The sequence below is a fragment of the Shewanella halifaxensis HAW-EB4 genome (assembly GCF_000019185.1).
In the GTDB taxonomy this organism is placed as follows: domain Bacteria; phylum Pseudomonadota; class Gammaproteobacteria; order Enterobacterales; family Shewanellaceae; genus Shewanella; species Shewanella halifaxensis.
The window spans coordinates 3914195-3931387 of record NC_010334.1; the positions used below are offsets into that span (position 1 = coordinate 3914195).

The following is a 17193-nucleotide window of genomic DNA, read 5'->3' on the forward strand; positions in this document are numbered from 1 at the left end:
CTTAGCGAGGCAAGCGGCCTAATGTGCAGCGATCATTACTGCCAAAGTCGCGAACCGTGGCAACATTCTCATAGCCCAGCTCGATTAACTTCTCTCTAAGCTCGATAGCTTGCTGATAACCATGCTCAAGTAACAAATAGCCACCTGGAGCAAGGTAGTCACGAGCAGACTCTGCAATGTGAAACAGATCGGCAAACCCTTTCAGCGGTGCAGTGAGAGCACTTTGTGGCTCAAACCTAACATCACCTTGAGAAAGGTGTTCATCTTCCTCATCAATATAAGGTGGGTTAGACACGATTAAGTTAAAATCGTAGCACTCAACGGCATCGAACCAGTCACTTTGAAACACATCAACTTGTTCAAGTTTCAAGTTAGCACGATTAACTTTTGCCAAGGCGACCGCATCTTCAACTTTATCAATCGCGCACACTTGCCACTCATTGCGCTCATGAGCTAATGACAGCGCTATCGCTCCAGTTCCAGTGCCTAAATCGAGTACTTTAGCATTCTCAGCCAAAGGCAAGTTAAGCGCGGTCTCTACCAAGATTTCAGTGTCAGGACGTGGAATTAGCGTTGTCGGATTGACCCTAAATGGCAGTGACCAAAACTCCCTTTCCCCCACGATATGGGCAATAGGATTACCACGTAAGCGCTTAGCTAGCATCTGTTTAAACTCAAACACCTGCTCAGGCTCTAAACTTCTATCAGGCCAAGTATATAAATAACTACGCGGCTTATTAATCACGTGCAGCAACATGACCTCAGCATCAAGAGATGCTGAGTCAGAGATACCTTCAAGCTGAGAAGAGGCCCACTTAAGCGCCCCTGAGATAGTTAATTGCAAGGAATATCCTTATTCATCTGTAGCTCAATAATCACATTAGTGAAGAATTAAGCTTCACCCAGTGCTGCAAGCATATCCGCTTGGTTTTCTTGGATAAGCGGCTCAACAACACAATCGATGTCGCCTTCCATAAACTCGTTTAAGCGGTACAGCGTTAAGTTGATTCTGTGCTCACTTACACGACCTTGTGGGTAGTTGTAAGTACGGATACGCTCAGAACGATCACCACTACTGACTAGGTTGCGACGTGTGCTTTCTTCTGCACTACGACGCTTCTCGTCTTCAACCGCTTGAATACGCGCAGCAAGTACGCTCATCGCTTGGGCACGGTTCTTATGCTGTGAACGCTGATCCTGACACTCAACTACGATCCCAGTTGGAATGTGAGTAATACGGATAGCTGAATCGGTTTTGTTAACGTGCTGACCACCGGCACCCGATGCGCGGAAGGTATCGACCTTCAAGTCAGCCTTGTTAATTTCAATGGCTTCAGCTTCAGGCACTTCTGGTAATACAATCACAGTACAAGCAGAAGTATGTACTCGGCCTTGTGACTCGGTCTCAGGAACACGTTGTACACGGTGTCCGCCTGATTCAAATTTCAGTTTACCGTAAACGCCTTCGCCACTGATTTTCGCAATCACTTCTTTAAAGCCGCCATGCTCACCTTCGTTGGTGTTCATAACTTCAATCTGCCAGCGCTTGCTTTCAGCGTATCTGCTGTACATGCGGAACAGGTCGCCCGCAAAAATAGCCGCTTCATCTCCACCCGCGCCCGCGCGAATTTCGATAAAACAGTTATTGTCATCATTCGGATCTTTTGGAAGCAGTAGAATTTGCAGCTCAGCTTCAAGCGTAGCTATCGCTTCTTTTGTCGCTTTATATTCTTCCTGAGCCATCTCTTTTAGCTCAGGATCGTCCTCTTCCATCATCTCTTTGGCCGACTCAAAGTCTTCTTCGGCTTGCTGATAGGACTTAAATGTTCTCACTACATCTTCTAGTTGAGAATATTCTTTAGACAAGGCGCGGAAACGCTCCTGATCGGCAATAATGCTTGCATCGCTCAGTAGCGCCAACACTTCTTCATTACGTTCAAGTAAGCCTTCAAGCTTACGAATCACACTGTCCTTCATTAAAACGCTAACCTTAGTCTTTATCTAGTCCAAGCACAGCTCTTAATTGTCCAAGAGAATTCAGGTCCCCTTGTCGACTCGCAGCGGTAAGCGCTTGTGTCGGCGCATGGATCAGTTTGTTGGTAAGCTTGTTGGCTAGCTCCAGTAAAACTTGCTCACTGTTACCACCTTGGGCCAACTTGTTGACCGCTCGCTCTACCAGCTCATCTTTAATCGCCATACTCTGAGTGCGATATTCACGGATACTGTCTACCGACTCTAGTGAGCGGATCCATTCCATAAATTGATAAGCTTGATCTTCTGCAATTAATTCTGCTTGCTCGGCGGCCTCTCTTCGAGACGCCATATTCTGTTCAATAATGCTTTGCAGATCATCTACGGTATAGAGGAATGCATCATCTAGATCCGCAACTTCAGCCTCGATATCTCGAGGAACTGCTATATCAACCAACAACATAGGTTGATGACGACGCTGCTTTAGCGCTTTTTCTACCATGCCTTTACCAAGTATTGGTAATGGGCTAGCCGTAGAGGATATCACGATATCGGCCTTAGGGAGAAAATCTGGGATCTGTTCGAGTGTAATTGCTGTTGCACCGAACTCGTCACACATGGCTTCTGCACGTGAAATCGTTCTGTTTGCCACGACCATGGCTTTAACACCATTGTCTTTTAAGTGACGCGCAACTAACTCTATTGTCTCACCTGCTCCGACCAATAATACTTGAGTCGTGCTTAGCGACGAGAAAATATGTTTCGCCATGCTCACCGCGGCAAAGGCTACCGAAACAGCCGCGGCACCAATTTCAGTCTCGGTACGAATTTTTTTGGCGACTGAAAAGGTATTTTGAAACATGCGATCCATTGTCGCAGCAACAGTACCCGCTTCTTTTGCTTTCACAAAAGATTGCTTCACTTGACCTAAAATTTGCGGTTCACCCAAAATGAGTGAATCGAGTCCTGCAGATACACGCATTAAATGTTTAACCGCTTCCTGACCTTTATATTGGTACAAGCAAGGTTCAACATCTTCATGGGATAGTTGATGATAATCTTCCAGCCAAGCGACGACATCAGCGGCTTCACTGTTATTACAGTAGAGTTCTGTGCGGTTACAGGTGGAAATGATGACGGCTTCGCCCGATTGAGTACAAGACGCTAGACTCTTCATGGCATCATGAATTCTGTCTGGTGCAAATGCGACTTTCTCACGCAGGTCGACCGTGGCCGTTTTATGGTTAATTCCGATTGCTACAAGGCTCATTTGACTCGTTCTGGACTCTTGGGCATCTCATTTATTGGTGCCATTCTACTGAATTGGTATTGTTAAAAACAGAATACGCTTAACAAAACCGAATAATAATCTATGTTCTTACCCATTTTTTCAATTAGCATCACTTTTTTAACTATTCATATATAGTTATGTCACGCTAAAACGACATTGAGCATTGTACAAAAGCATATTTTTGCATATGGGCATTGGTAATTCATCCAACCCCTCGTATCATAAGGTCTCTTTTATATCAGTAATAGATGAATAATTTGAGCCGGTTCACAAAAAACACTTATCTATGGTTGATATTGAGCACTATTTTCATTAGCGGTTGCTCAACTACCATACCAGACAACCTAATTCCCGTCTCTGTTAACAAAGTGCAGCAGGCTTCTGCGTGGGAAATGCAGGGAAAACTCGCCGTTAGTACACCGGAAGACAGATTTAGTACCAATCTATATTGGCTTCATAGCCCTGAGCGAGATGAACTAAAGCTCACGACCATGCTGGGGACAACAGTACTGTCACTTTCAAGCCATGCAGGTAAATCCACTCTTGAAATTGACGGCAAAACCTATACAGACAATGATCCACAACGCCTGTTGACGCGCGTCTCAGGTTGGTCGATTCCTATCGACTCACTACCGCTATGGATCACAGGCCAACTCACAAAGGGCGATACACTGATCAGCACTGATAACCGGGGGCGCCCGATTAAGTTAGTAAACTCTGAGCAGCTTCCACCTTGGGAGGTTGATTTTAAAAGTTGGCAAACCCAAAGCGGTGCAGAGGTGCCTAGACTACTTAATTTGCAACGTGGTGATATACGCCTAAAGCTGCAACTGAATCAATGGCAAGCCTTAGCACCACAGAGCCAGGTTCTTATAAAACAAACATCAAATACTGAGACATCTTTATGACCGCGCCACTTTCATTGGGCTGGCCAGCACCAGCAAAACTTAATCTATTCCTGCATATCAATGCACGGCGCCATGATGGATATCACGAACTGCAAACCTTGTTTCAGTTCGTCGAACATTGTGACTACTTAGACTTTAAAGTGTTAGATAAACCCGAGCTCAAATTACACTCAAATTTGGCTGGCGTTGTTGCTGACAGCGATAACTTAATTCTTAAAGCCGCAAAATCACTACAGCAGCATACAAAATGTCAGTTTGGCGTCGAAATTTGGCTCGATAAACGTTTACCTATGGGCGGCGGTCTCGGCGGTGGTTCCTCTGATGCCGCTACGACTTTAGTCGCCCTGAATCAGCTATGGGAAACGGGCTTGTCTGCAACGGAACTCTGCGAGTTAGGTTTAAAGCTAGGCGCAGATGTTCCTGTTTTTATTAATGGTTTTTCGGCATTTGCCGAAGGCGTCGGTGAGAAACTGCAAAATGTCGAACCAGCCGAGCCCTGGTATCTTGTATTAGTCCCTCAGGTCCATGTCTCTACGGCTGAAGTATTTCAAGACCCAGAACTGCCTCGTAATACGCCAAAGCTCAGTCTTGAATCATTAATGAATAGCCCATGGCAAAATGACTGCCAATCATTAGTCGCAAAACGCCACCCTCAAGTTGCCAAGACCTTAGGCTGGCTGCTAGAATATGCGCCGTCCAGAATGACCGGAACAGGAGCTTGTGTTTTTGGTCAATTCGAACAGGAGCAAGAAGCTAAAGATGTATTGGCGAAGTTGCCAGCATCGATACAAGGCTTTGTTGCGAAAGGGGCAAACATATCGCCGTTAATGCTGAGATTAGCTCAGTGTTAACTACATTCTGGGATATCTTTTAATCCCAGCCACTACCATGAAGCATACGCCTGAGGTTCATACAGTGCCTGACATTAAACTTTTTGCCGGTAACGCAACACCTGATCTCGCTAAGAAAATAGCCGAACGTCTATTTTGTAAACTTGGAGACGCAGACGTAGGCGTTTTCAGTGACGGCGAAATCAGTGTCCAAATTAATGAAAATGTACGTGGTGCGGATGTATTCATCATTCAATCTACTTGCGCTCCAACTAACGATAACCTAATGGAACTTATCGTTATGGTTGACGCGCTACGTCGTGCATCAGCTGGTCGTATTACAGCGGTTATTCCTTACTTTGGTTACGCTCGTCAGGACCGTCGTGTTCGTAGTGCTCGTGTACCGATTACTGCTAAAGTCGTTGCAGACTTCCTTTCAAGCGTTGGCGTTGACCGCGTATTGACTTGTGATCTACACGCAGAGCAGATCCAGGGTTTCTTCGACGTTCCAGTTGATAACGTATTCGGTAGCCCAGTGTTACTAGAAGACATGTTAGCTAAAAACCTAGAAAACCCAGTTGTTGTATCACCAGACATCGGTGGTGTTGTACGTGCTCGCGCCGTAGCAAAACTACTTGATGATTCAGACTTAGCAATTATCGATAAGCGTCGTCCACAGGCAAACGTTGCTCAAGTTATGCATATCATTGGTGATGTTCAAGGCCGTGATTGCATCATTGTTGATGACATGATCGATACTGGTGGAACACTGTGTAAGGCAGCAGAAGCATTGAAAGAACACGGTGCAAACCGCGTATTCGCTTATGCTACTCACCCAGTTTTCTCTGGCAATGCCGCTAAAAACATCGCTGAATCAGTTATTGATGAAGTGATTGTGACTGACACTATCCCACTAAGCCCTGAAATTGCGGCTCTAGAGAAAGTGTCTCAGTTGACAATGTCTACGGTTATGGCTGAAGCAATTCGCCGCGTAAGCAACGAAGAGTCAATCTCTGCTATGTTCAAGCACTAATTCATAGCGAACACTATGAGTTAGGCTCGTATGATAGAGCATAAAAACGCACTCCTTGGAGTGCGTTTTTTTATACCTAAAAATCATCGTAACCCTATTGAGCAAATCTGCGCTTTAGCGCATCATCCCTTACAGCTTGTGTGACATCGTAAGCGATACTCCGGCGCAGTTTAACCAACCAGCCCTCCACCTTGTCCATGTCGACTTTACAACTCTTTTTGCCGCAATCAGGACGCTCTGCGCTTATCAACTTAACGGCCACACTGTTATCCTTTACCACTAGCTCCGTTTTTATCTTGTAGGTCTTATAGTCTAAGTTTGCGGTTCTTAGTCCTGACTCACCTTTACTAAAAACCCAATGGTTACGCTTAACCGCATCGGTCAGCATGCTATCTAAATCTGTAATATAACTGCCGTATGGGATTGGGTCTTGATAAAGCTGTAGTTCACTAGCCGCTACGGGCATTAAACAGCTGGTTGCCACAAGCAAAACTGTAATCACTTTCTTCATATTTTGTCCATTAAACACTTATTTAGCGTCAGTTGTTTAAAATGATTAAAGCCGTGCCAGCTGCTTGCTGATACTATTTCTAAGGTTTTTAATGTAGTTGTAATAACCGCGACTATTTTTATAGCAGATATCGTCTACCAGCTTCTTACACACATAGTCACCAAGCGCGTCATGATATTTAAGCTGAACTAAAGACTGGTCATACTCTATTCGCATCACATTGGTGTCGCCTCGATAATCAAAACGCGCCAAAATGTAGCCCTCGCCTTCACCTTGATATACCCAAGCGAATCCTTTGGTGGTCAGCATGCCCTCTAGAATGGCATAGCGGACCTTATTAAGATCATTAGTTCCGGTTTCAACTTCTTTATGAACGACTCGAATATAACGATCAGAAGACTTAGGTTTGATCTTGTCATTGATTTCAAGTGTCGTTGGTACGGCTTGAACCGCGCTGCTCGCTGACAATAAACACCCAATAGATAAGACTGTGATAGGCCTCATAGTATTCAGACCAATTGCATTAAATATTTAATCAATTCAGAAGCGCTCAAGCTTTTCAATTCAAGGCGCATGGACGACAGAATGGTTATTCCCTTGTGAGTCGATGCAAAGCAGAAGTGGAATGCTTGAGCACTTCCCACTGAATGAACAGATACTTAATGCAATTGGTATCCCCCCCCCTGAAATGGTAAAGCAGAATCCTAGCACAAATTTTAAGCAGCAGAGTTCGCAGGCTTAAAAATACTAAGTCAAATTGGAGAGTCGCGGCATCGAAGGGAATAATTGAAACGCAGAAAAACAAAAAGCCCATCCGAAGATGGGCTTTTCAATATATGGCTGGGGTACCAGGATTTGAACCTGGGAATGCCGAGATCAAAACCCGGTGCCTTACCGCTTGGCGATACCCCAATCAAACTTTTAAACTCATAACCAGCCTTAGCTAGCTATGTTAAATAAATGGTACGGGAAGAGAGACTTGAACTCTCACACCTTGCGGCACCAGAACCTAAATCTGGCGTGTCTACCAATTCCACCACTCCCGCACTGCATCTAGTTTTACATCTTGATTAAGATGGTTCTTTTATTATATGGCTGGGGTACCAGGATTTGAACCTGGGAATGCCGAGATCAAAACCCGGTGCCTTACCGCTTGGCGATACCCCAATAAATCTTGTTAAATTCGATGGTACGGGAAGAGAGACTTGAACTCTCACACCTTGCGGCACCAGAACCTAAATCTGGCGTGTCTACCAATTCCACCACTCCCGCATCGAACTTTACTGCAAGTTTCCTTGCTTTACCTTCACAGTTTAAGACATTTGCCTGCAAACTATCAAGACAGGTCAATAACTCGACCTTATAAAATGGCTGGGGTACCAGGATTTGAACCTGGGAATGCCGAGATCAAAACCCGGTGCCTTACCGCTTGGCGATACCCCAATCAATCTTTCTTACTCACAACCAGCCTGAGCTCGCTATGTTAAATAATGGTACGGGAAGAGAGACTTGAACTCTCACACCTTGCGGCACCAGAACCTAAATCTGGCGTGTCTACCAATTCCACCACTCCCGCACTGCATCTGTTTTTACATCTTGATTAAGATGGTGTTTGTTTAAGAATGGCGTGTCTAATATCAACATCCACCGCACTCACACAATATCAAGTTTTACATCTAGATTAAGATGGCAACTACATTAGTGAAACTAACAATAGTTGTTTCTAGTTTACATCTAGAAAAAGATGGTAGCAATGGCGGGATTTGAACCTGCGACCCCAGCATTATGAGTGCTGTGCTCTAACCAACTGAGCTACATTGCCAAAGATGGCTGGGGTACCAGGATTTGAACCTGGGAATGCCGAGATCAAAACCCGGTGCCTTACCGCTTGGCGATACCCCAAAAAATCTTTCTTTCAGTAACAAGCCTAAGCTCGCCACTCTTAATAAATGGTACGGGAAGAGAGACTTGAACTCTCACACCTTGCGGCACCAGAACCTAAATCTGGCGTGTCTACCAATTCCACCACACCCGCACAACATCAGTTTTTACATCTTGATTAAGATGATGCTCGAATCTGGCGCGTCTAACCTCAACTTCCACCACTCTCACACAACATCTAGTTTTACATCCTGATTAAGATGGTAGCAATGGCGGGATTTGAACCTGCGACCCCAGCATTATGAGTGCTGTGCTCTAACCAACTGAGCTACATTGCCATCGTTTCTTTTCGCTCCCCTGTCTGGGGAACGGGGCGTATTATGCTTATTCAGGGTGATCAGGTCAACTGCTTTTTTTAGCTAATTTAACTAAAAAGCGTTGTTCGGCGATAACTTCACCAAACTGTGCAACAGATATGCAAAAATGGGCCTTTTACGGGAAGAAACTTGAACTTTTTATGTTTACAACGCACTAGCTGACAGAAAAAACGTGCCATTTTATCGCCTCCCCTCAATTTAAAAGCATATTGTTGCAACATATGCTCCTTGTAAATCGACAATCAAGATGAACAAAATGTATAGAAAAGTATTAAGTGCCTACAAACTGTAGAGCCTGGAAACAAAAACGGCGACTAAATAAATTAGCCGCCGTTTTACATTTTTAGCAAAAGCGATTCGCTTATACGTTAAATAGGAAATGCATCACATCGCCGTCTTTAACGGTATAGGTTTTACCTTCAACACGTAGCTTGCCCGCTTCTTTCGCGCCAGCTTCACCTTTATAGGTAATAAAGTCATCATAAGCCATAACCTGTGCACGAATAAATCCACGCTCAAAGTCAGTATGGATAACGCCAGCCGCTTGAGGCGCCGTTGCACCGATACGAACGGTCCAAGCACGTACTTCTTTTACACCTGCGGTGAAATAAGTTTGTAGGTTTAGTAGCTCATACCCAGCACGAATAACGCGGTCAAGACCGGGCTCTTCTAAGCCAAGATCGGCCATGAACTCGTCACGGTCTTCAGCGTCCATCTCTGCTAGCTCAGATTCAATAGCAGCACAAACTGCAACAACCACGGCATTTTCTTCAGCAGCAATCGCTTTTACTGTATCTAGGTGAGGATTGTTTTCAAAACCATCTTCAGCCACGTTTGCAATATACATGGTTGGCTTAAGCGTTAGGAAGTTAAGGTAACCAATTGCAGCGAGCTCTTCTTTAGTAAGCTCCATTGAACGTAGCATTTTGCCTTCGTCCAATAGTGGGCGCATTTTTTCAAGCACTGCCACTTCAAATTTAGCTTCAGAATCGCCGCCTTTTGCACGCTTAGCTTGACGCGTAATCGCGCGCTCACACGAATCAAGATCCGCTAGTGCAAGCTCAGTGTTAATCACTTCGATATCACTTGCTGGATTGACTTTATTCGCTACGTGAACGATGTTGTCATCTTCAAAACAACGAACAACATGGCCAATAGCATCAGTCTCACGGATGTTAGCTAGGAACTTGTTACCCAACCCTTCACCTTTAGATGCACCAGCAACTAGACCTGCGATATCAACAAATTCCATTGTTGTAGCCAATACACGCTCAGGCTTAACAATTGCAGCCAATGCGTCTAGACGTGAATCAGGTACAGGAACAACACCTGTATTAGGCTCAATTGTACAGAACGGGAAGTTTGACGCTTCGATGCCAGCTTTTGTTAATGCGTTGAAAAGTGTTGATTTACCAACGTTTGGCAGGCCTACGATGCCACATTTGAAACCCATATTGTTACCTTTAATATCAATGAATGACTTGAAGCCATGCTCCAAGTACTTGTTTATGCCTTAAAAGAATGCAGTCTATGCATCGCCTTTGCCATATCTTGATTGAACAAGACCTCTGTTGAACGGACAGCTTCATCAACTGCAGCGTCCATTAGCTCTTGATCCGTTGGAGAGGCCTTACTCAGCACATAATTACTCACCTGACTCTTATCACCAGGATGACCAATGCCAATACGTAAGCGGTAGAAGCCTTTATCATTAGCTAATTTCGCAATGATATCTTTAAGGCCATTATGTCCACCGTGACCACCACCCAACTTAAACTTCGCTACACCCGGTGGCATATCCAGCTCATCGTGTGCAACTAATATCTCTTCAGGCGCGATACGAAAAAAGTTCGCTAACGCCCCCACTGACTTACCACTTAAATTCATAAAGGTAGTCGGAATTAACAGACGTACATCTTTGCCATGCAGGGTGACTCTCGCCGTCATGCCAAAGTATTTACTGTCTAATGTTAATGTGGCGCCACAGACTCTAGCGAGTTCTTCAACGTACCACGCGCCAGCATTATGACGAGTCCGTTCGTACTGCGCGCCGGGGTTTGCAAGCCCAACTATCAGTTTAATATTGCTCATAGTACCCAGTCTGTATTTGCCTAATTTATGTTTTGTCGTCGATAAAACACACTAACAACAAAATTAAAAACGCGGCATTTTAGCACTCAAATAGCCTGCCAACAAATTATACGCCAATATCGTTTTATCATGACGTCGTTCTAATGCTCGATTTGCCCTCAAATGTGATGCCATTTTCAGGGGGACTACAGAAGGGCAGCGATAAGAATCGACAAAAAAAACCGAATACATAATATTCGGTTTTTCATCTTATGCTGATGGTATCAGCCAAGTTTTGACATCAACTTAGTCATGACATCAACTTAGCTTTATTAAAAACCCATGGCGTACTTAAGTACCTGCTTCTTAATTGGTCCGTCGATATTGGCAAGCTTTAGCACGCCATTACGCAGTATCTTTAGCGGTAAGATGTCGTTACTAAAGCTTGCATAGAACAGATCCATGGTCGACATCATCAACTGATTATCTCGATAACGGCATTTTTGGTATTTTTCTAGCACCTGACTGTGCCACCAGCCTTTTTCATCATCAATATGACTCGCAATGGTATTCACTAAGGCATCGACATCTTTAAAGCCTAAGTTCACGCCCTGCCCTGCTAACGGATTAATGGTGTGTGCAGCATCACCTAGGATCACTAGGTTATCACGGTAGTAAACTTGGGCATGGCGACGGGTCAGTTTAAAACTCGCCTTATTAATAACCTGAAAATCGCGTTCTAACCGCTCAGGGAAGTACTGATCAATTTGCGCTTTCAAGGCTAGATTATTGAGTTGAGAAAGCTGAGCTATCTTATTTGCGTCGTCATACCAGACTAATGAAGCATGATTACCGGGCAACGGTAATAACGAACGCGGGCCACTTGGCGTAAATTGCTGCCAGGTGACATCTTGCTCTTCACTGGCGGTTTCGATGTTGATCAACATGGCCGACTGCCCGTAATCCCAACCAGTGATACCGATATTGGCCCACTGCCGTACCATGGAATTGGCCCCGTCTGCACCGACGAGCAAGCGCGTCATAAATAACTCACCACTATCGAGTTCGACTGTGATCTGTTCTTGAGTAGAGCTGCGAGACAGTTTAGCTATCTTAGTTGGACAAAACAGCGTGATATTATCTAGCTGCTCCATGCGTTGCCAAAGAGAAAGTTGGATTAAACGGTTCTCAAGAATATGGCCTAAATGAGAAGAGCCGATTTGATCGCTATGAAAACGGGTGATACAGCCATCCATCTCCCAGGTTTCGAGGCCTTTATAGGCAACCTTGCGCATGCCATCTAACCCCGCTAATGCACCTAAGCGCTCAAGCAGCGCTTCGGATGCAGCGCTGATAGCAGAGACGCGTAGATCCAATGGCTGTTCACTGTCATATGCTTTGGGAGCAAACGCTTCGACTATCGCAACCTTCAATCCTAGTTGGCCAAGACCAATTGCTGTTGCGGCGCCAACCATGCCACCACCCACAACAACCGCATCATATAGATTGATCTTAGTACTCGTCTGTTCCACAGCTTTATCTCTCCTGACAACTGAACTCATTTTTCGCTACCGAGTTTACACCTAAAGGGTATCAATATTGAGCTTTATATAAGAAAGATTGCACTATTTGAAGCCCAGCTGATCATCCAGCGCTAAATTCATAAACTAAGAAGTTCGTAAACTAAGAATTTGTAAACCAAGCGCAGCTAAATATGTCGTTTGATGTCATATCTGGGTCTAACGTATATAAATGTGTCTGAGCTTAGATTTTCTAACACCTGCTTACAAACCGCAAAACCAAGATCCAAACCATGCCATACACTCAAACTGTCAAATAGGCACAACCACCAAGAATGAGTGAGGACATTATGAAAGCCATTATCTACACCTTACTATCAACGGCATTAATAGTGCCATCGATAAGCTATGCCAACTCCAGCGATGATCAGATGGAATATATCACGGTCACATACCGAACCCCATTTGAGTATGCGCTGTATCAATACACCACTAATATGCTGCAGGAGTTCAACCAACAAGTGCGGGTTGAAATTCAACTACAAGCAAAGTTAAGTAGTATGCAAATGGCTAAGGAACAAGGCATAGTGACTAACGAGCTATCTAAGATGAACAAGCCGAACAAAACCTTATTAAGTTCAAGGACATTAAAATCAGCTGAATAAATTCACTTAATTAGCGGCTAAATGCTAGCCACAGGCTCACTTAGGCGTTAAAATGTCGCGCTATTTTTTTCGGTGCTTCTAGAGTGATACAGACTGATGAGTAAAAAACTCCATATTAAAACTTGGGGCTGTCAAATGAATGAGTATGACTCTTCTAAGATGGCTGATCTTCTTGACGAATACGAGGGTTACACATTAACAGACAACGCTGAAGAAGCGGATGTTCTGCTGCTGAACACCTGCTCTATTCGTGAGAAAGCACAGGAAAAGGTTTTTCATCAGCTAGGGCGCTGGAAAACATTAAAAGATAAGAAACCAGAGCTTATTATTGGCGTTGGTGGTTGTGTTGCCTCACAAGAAGGTAAAGCTATCAAAGAACGTGCTCAGTGCGTTGACCTAATTTTTGGTCCGCAAACCTTACATCGCTTACCAGAGATGATCGATCAGATCAGAGCTGGCAAGAAAGCCGTTATCGATGTGAGCTTCCCTGAGATCGAGAAGTTTGACCGTCTTCCAGAGCCTCGCGCAGATGGCCCAAGTGCATTCGTATCAATTATGGAAGGTTGCAGCAAATACTGCTCTTTCTGTGTTGTACCTTATACACGTGGTGAAGAAGTGAGTCGTCCGCTTGACGATATCATCCTTGAGATAGCACAACTTGCTGAGCAAGGTGTACGTGAAGTAAATCTTCTAGGCCAAAACGTAAACGCTTATCGTGGTGCAACCCATGACGACGAGATCTGCACCTTTGCAGAATTATTACGCTACGTGGCAGCGATTGATGGTATTGACCGCCTGCGCTTTACCACCAGCCACCCGATTGAGTTTACGCAAGACATTATTGATGTGTATGAAGACACACCAGAACTCGTGAGCTTCTTGCACTTACCTGTGCAATCAGGTTCTGACTTGATCCTAACGCAAATGAAGCGTGGACACATGGCAATCGAATACAAGTCGATTATTCGCCGTTTACGTAAAGCACGTCCTGATATTCTAATCAGCTCTGACTTTATTATTGGTTTCCCTGGTGAGTCTAAGCAAGACTTCGCCGATACCATGAAGTTGATAGAAGATATTCAGTTTGACCATAGCTTTAGCTTCATCTATAGCGCTCGCCCAGGTACGCCAGCAGCAGATCTTCCTGATGACGTTAGCCTAGATGAGAAAAAAGAGCGTCTTGCTATCTTACAAGACCGTATCACTCAACAAGCGATGCGTTATAGCCGTCAAATGGTCGGCACAGTGCAACGTATTTTAGTTGAAGGTCCATCGGTTAAAAACCCAATGGAGCTTCGCGGCCGTACTGAAAATAGCCGTGTAGTGAACTTTGAAGGTATGCATAAACATATCGGTAAGTTTGTCGACGTGGAGATTGTAGACGTGTATACCAACTCTCTACGCGGTGTGTTTATCCGCGGTGAAGATGAAATGGACTTGCGTCGCGACCTGCGCCCATCAGACATCACTGCTAAATATAAGCAAACTGACGACTTAGGGGTCAGTCAGTTTAAGCCAGCTTAAGCCCTGAGTCCCTCGAAGAAAAAACACACTAAAGGCGGCATCCTGAGATGCCGCTTTTTTCTTCTTAATTGACTACAATATTTAATTGCATTTGGTATAAATACCATTCGCAATTATTGAATATGGCTCGTAAACTAGCATTATTAGCGTATAACTCTACGTCGATTAATGGAGTGTATTTTTGTCAAACAAGTTAACAACGCTCAACCTGTATTTAGAGCCTGCAGAAACCCGTAGACTCGTGTCGCTTTGTGGCCCATTTGATGACAATATCAAGCAGCTAGAACGCCGTATTGGCGTTGAGATCAGCTACCGTAACAACCACTTTCAAATTGTTGGTTCGCCGCGTAACTGCTTAACGGCCAATAATCTGCTAAAAGATCTCTATATCGAAACGCAGCCACTTAAAGGCAGCACACCGGATTTAGAGCCTGATACAGTCCATATCGCGATTCAGGAAGCGATAGCCCTTGATATGGAAGCCCCTCGTGATGAGAGTGAGCTTTATATCAAGACTAAACGTGGTGTGATTAAGCCACGCAATCCTAATCAAAGTGACTATGTAAGAAATATCGTTACCCACGATATTACCTTTGGTGTTGGTCCTGCTGGAACCGGTAAAACTTACCTCGCAGTAGCGGCGGCAGTCGATGCATTAGAGCGTCAAGAAGTTCGCCGAATTTTGCTCACTCGCCCAGCGGTAGAAGCCGGTGAAAAATTAGGTTTTTTACCCGGCGACTTGAGTCAAAAAGTGGACCCTTATCTGCGTCCACTTTACGATGCGCTGTTTGAGATGATGGGCTTTGAGAAGGTAGAGCGTTTAATCGAGCGCAACGTGATTGAAGTTGCTCCGCTTGCCTATATGCGCGGCCGAACATTAAATGATGCCTTTATCATTCTCGATGAGAGTCAAAATACCACGGTTGAACAGATGAAAATGTTCCTCACCCGTATAGGCTTTAACTCTCGCGCGGTGATCACTGGTGATATCACACAAATAGACTTACCTAAGCATCAAAAGTCTGGCCTACGCCACTCAATTGAAGTGCTTGGTGAAGTCGATGAAATTAGCTTTAACTTTTTCCAAGCAAAAGATGTTGTACGTCACCCCGTTGTCGCGCGCATTGTTGAAGCCTATGAAGCGTTCGAGTTAAAAGCACAATCGAGTAAAGGCAGTAAAGATAGCCAATACCAATTACAGGAAACTGCTAACCATGAATGATAATCAAACGGTTATCGATCTTGATCTTCAAATCGCCGTAGAAGGCTTTGAGCTGCCATCGCAAGCCGAACTGGAACTTTGGGTGAAAACAGCACTCAGAGATACTATGAGTGAGGCAGAATTAACGATTCGCATCGTCGATGTTGAAGAAAGCCAAGAGTTAAATAGTACTTACCGTGGAAAAGACAAACCAACTAATGTGTTGTCTTTCCCGTTTGAAGCACCACCGGGCATTGAGCTACCACTATTAGGTGATTTAGTGATTTGTGCGGCGGTTGTTAAGCAAGAAGCAATGGATCAAAATAAACCGCTAATCGCACATTGGGCACACATGGTTGTACATGGTTGTCTTCATCTGCTAGGGTATGATCATATTGACGATTCTGAGGCCGAAGAGATGGAGTCATTAGAGACACATCTGATTGAAAGCCTTGGTTATATTAATCCTTATAAGGAGCAGTAATTGGCTCAAATGAGTCAAGAAAACACTATGAGTGACGATATCCCACCGAGTACTAACGCCCACAAGAAGGGCTGGTTAGAGAAAGTAAGTCAGTTGTTCCAGGGCGAACCACGAAATCGCGAAGACCTAGTTGGCGTCATTCACGATGCAGAGATGCGTGAAGTGATCAGCGAAGATACCCGCGAAATGATTAAAGGTGTTTTAGAAGTTTCCGATCTACGTGTACGGGATATCATGATCCCACGTGCACAGATTGTAGCTATCCAAATCGATGATTCTGTAGAAGAAGTACTTTCTACCGTGATCAGTTCAGCACACTCCCGTTTTCCAGTAGTCAATGAAGACAAAGATCACATCGAAGGCATTTTGCTTGCGAAAGATTTGATTCAGTATGGCTTTAAAAACAATGAGCAGCCATTTGAATTACGTCAAGTTATTCGACCAGCAGTTGTTGTTCCAGAGAGTAAGCGTGTTGATGTGTTACTAAAAGAGTTCCGCTCTCAACGTTACCATATGGCGATTGTCGTCGATGAGTACGGTGGAGTGTCAGGACTTGTGACGATTGAGGATATTCTCGAAGAGATCGTTGGTGATATCGAAGATGAGTTTGACCATGACTCTGCAGAAGAGACAGAGATCAAACAGATCGCGAAGCAAGTCTTCATGGTAAAAGCGCTCACTCCAATTGATGATTTCAATGAAGCATTTGGTACCGAGTTCAGCGACGAAGAGTTCGATACGGTGGGTGGTATGGTGTCTCATGCCTTTGGCCACTTACCTGAGCGTGACGAAAAAGTCATGATCCAGAATATCGAATTTAAAGTGATTAACGCTGATACCCGTCGCTTAATCCAACTTAGAGTGAAATTCCCTGATAACAGTCATAGCAATGATGAGACAGTTGCCTAGCAACTAACTTCGTTATCA

At 44.4% G+C, this 17193-nt stretch carries 16 protein-coding genes and 10 tRNA genes; 8 read left to right on the top strand and 18 right to left on the bottom strand.

The features are described from left to right. Position 1 precedes the first annotated feature (1 nt). From prmC to hemA, 3 genes are read right to left on the bottom strand one after another with little or no spacing between them, the layout of a single operon-like run. On the bottom strand, positions 2-844 hold the full coding sequence (prmC, locus tag SHAL_RS16555; protein ID WP_012278280.1) for a peptide chain release factor N(5)-glutamine methyltransferase: 843 nt from the start codon (positions 842-844) through the stop codon (positions 2-4). A gap of 47 nt (positions 845-891) precedes the next feature. Continuing rightward, positions 892-1977, bottom strand: a complete 1086-nt coding sequence (prfA, locus tag SHAL_RS16560; RefSeq protein ID WP_012278281.1) for a peptide chain release factor 1 — start codon at positions 1975-1977, stop codon at positions 892-894. A gap of 13 nt (positions 1978-1990) precedes the next feature. Next, complete coding sequence (gene hemA, locus SHAL_RS16565) at positions 1991-3241, bottom strand: glutamyl-tRNA reductase (RefSeq protein WP_012278282.1); 1251 nt, start codon at positions 3239-3241, stop codon at positions 1991-1993. Between the two features lie 269 nt (positions 3242-3510). On the opposite strand from hemA, the gene lolB reads away from it, so the two are divergent. The 3 genes from lolB (at position 3511) to SHAL_RS16580 (ending at position 6033) form a co-directional block, all read left to right on the top strand. After that, a complete protein-coding gene (gene lolB / locus SHAL_RS16570; protein WP_012278283.1) occupies positions 3511-4170 on the top strand; it encodes a lipoprotein insertase outer membrane protein LolB in 660 nt (219 codons plus the stop codon). Further along, positions 4167-5021 carry a 4-(cytidine 5'-diphospho)-2-C-methyl-D-erythritol kinase gene (ispE, locus tag SHAL_RS16575; protein WP_012278284.1) on the top strand — a complete coding sequence of 285 codons (855 nt, stop codon included), beginning with the start codon at positions 4167-4169 and terminating at the stop codon, positions 5019-5021. Before lolB ends, ispE begins: the two co-directional genes overlap by 4 nt. A gap of 64 nt (positions 5022-5085) precedes the next feature. Next, complete coding sequence (locus SHAL_RS16580; RefSeq protein ID WP_041416508.1) at positions 5086-6033, top strand: ribose-phosphate pyrophosphokinase; 948 nt, start codon at positions 5086-5088, stop codon at positions 6031-6033. Between the two features lie 94 nt (positions 6034-6127). Here the strand turns inward: SHAL_RS16580 and SHAL_RS16585 are convergent, their stop codons facing one another. The 15 genes from SHAL_RS16585 to SHAL_RS16655 form a co-directional block, all read right to left on the bottom strand. Beyond that, entirely contained in the window at positions 6128-6544 is a 417-nt protein-coding gene (locus SHAL_RS16585; RefSeq protein ID WP_012278286.1) for a hypothetical protein, read from the bottom strand. 45 nt (positions 6545-6589) lie between these two features. Next, positions 6590-7012 carry a hypothetical protein gene (locus tag SHAL_RS16590; RefSeq protein WP_041416071.1) on the bottom strand — a complete coding sequence of 141 codons (423 nt, stop codon included), beginning with the start codon at positions 7010-7012 and terminating at the stop codon, positions 6590-6592. 369 nt (positions 7013-7381) lie between these two features. Further along, positions 7382-7456 (bottom strand) — tRNA-Gln (locus SHAL_RS16595). A gap of 49 nt (positions 7457-7505) precedes the next feature. Then, positions 7506-7590: transfer RNA gene (locus tag SHAL_RS16600), tRNA-Leu, on the bottom strand. A gap of 46 nt (positions 7591-7636) precedes the next feature. Further along, positions 7637-7711: transfer RNA gene (locus SHAL_RS16605), tRNA-Gln, on the bottom strand. Between the two features lie 20 nt (positions 7712-7731). Beyond that, positions 7732-7816 (bottom strand) — tRNA-Leu (locus SHAL_RS16610). A 96-nt stretch (positions 7817-7912) separates the two neighbouring features. After that, positions 7913-7987 (bottom strand) — tRNA-Gln (locus tag SHAL_RS16615). A gap of 48 nt (positions 7988-8035) precedes the next feature. Continuing rightward, positions 8036-8120 (bottom strand) — tRNA-Leu (locus tag SHAL_RS16620). Between the two features lie 169 nt (positions 8121-8289). Next, positions 8290-8366: transfer RNA gene (locus tag SHAL_RS16625), tRNA-Met, on the bottom strand. Between the two features lie 5 nt (positions 8367-8371). Further along, positions 8372-8446 (bottom strand) — tRNA-Gln (locus SHAL_RS16630). A 48-nt stretch (positions 8447-8494) separates the two neighbouring features. After that, positions 8495-8579: transfer RNA gene (locus SHAL_RS16635), tRNA-Leu, on the bottom strand. Between the two features lie 107 nt (positions 8580-8686). Beyond that, positions 8687-8763: transfer RNA gene (locus SHAL_RS16640), tRNA-Met, on the bottom strand. Positions 8764-9163: 400 nt separating this feature from the next. After that, positions 9164-10255 carry a redox-regulated ATPase YchF gene (gene ychF, locus SHAL_RS16645; RefSeq protein ID WP_012278288.1) on the bottom strand — a complete coding sequence of 364 codons (1092 nt, stop codon included), beginning with the start codon at positions 10253-10255 and terminating at the stop codon, positions 9164-9166. A gap of 53 nt (positions 10256-10308) precedes the next feature. Next, a complete protein-coding gene (pth, locus tag SHAL_RS16650; protein ID WP_012278289.1) occupies positions 10309-10893 on the bottom strand; it encodes an aminoacyl-tRNA hydrolase in 585 nt (194 codons plus the stop codon). Positions 10894-11204: 311 nt separating this feature from the next. After that, a complete protein-coding gene (locus SHAL_RS16655; RefSeq protein ID WP_150102105.1) occupies positions 11205-12434 on the bottom strand; it encodes an FAD-dependent monooxygenase in 1230 nt (409 codons plus the stop codon). A gap of 308 nt (positions 12435-12742) precedes the next feature. Here SHAL_RS16655 and SHAL_RS16660 point away from each other — a divergent pair, with 308 nt between their 5' ends. The 5 genes from SHAL_RS16660 to corC all read left to right on the top strand — a co-directional run bounded on the left by SHAL_RS16660 (position 12743) and on the right by corC (position 17175). After that, entirely contained in the window at positions 12743-13057 is a 315-nt protein-coding gene (locus SHAL_RS16660) for a hypothetical protein (RefSeq protein ID WP_012278291.1), read from the top strand. A gap of 96 nt (positions 13058-13153) precedes the next feature. Continuing rightward, positions 13154-14581 carry a tRNA (N6-isopentenyl adenosine(37)-C2)-methylthiotransferase MiaB gene (miaB, locus tag SHAL_RS16665; protein ID WP_012278292.1) on the top strand — a complete coding sequence of 476 codons (1428 nt, stop codon included), beginning with the start codon at positions 13154-13156 and terminating at the stop codon, positions 14579-14581. 181 nt (positions 14582-14762) lie between these two features. Next, positions 14763-15803, top strand: coding sequence for a PhoH family protein (locus SHAL_RS16670; RefSeq protein WP_012278293.1), 1041 nt, complete (start codon positions 14763-14765; stop codon positions 15801-15803). Then, the gene (gene ybeY / locus SHAL_RS16675) at positions 15796-16266 is read left to right on the top strand and encodes an rRNA maturation RNase YbeY (protein WP_012278294.1); all 471 of its coding nucleotides are present in this window, start codon (positions 15796-15798) and stop codon (positions 16264-16266) included. The genes SHAL_RS16670 and ybeY overlap by 8 nt, the downstream gene beginning before the upstream one ends. Before the next feature lie 27 nt (positions 16267-16293). Further along, the gene (gene corC, locus SHAL_RS16680; RefSeq protein WP_041416509.1) at positions 16294-17175 is read left to right on the top strand and encodes a CNNM family magnesium/cobalt transport protein CorC; all 882 of its coding nucleotides are present in this window, start codon (positions 16294-16296) and stop codon (positions 17173-17175) included. The last annotated feature ends 18 nt before the right edge of the window (positions 17176-17193 follow it).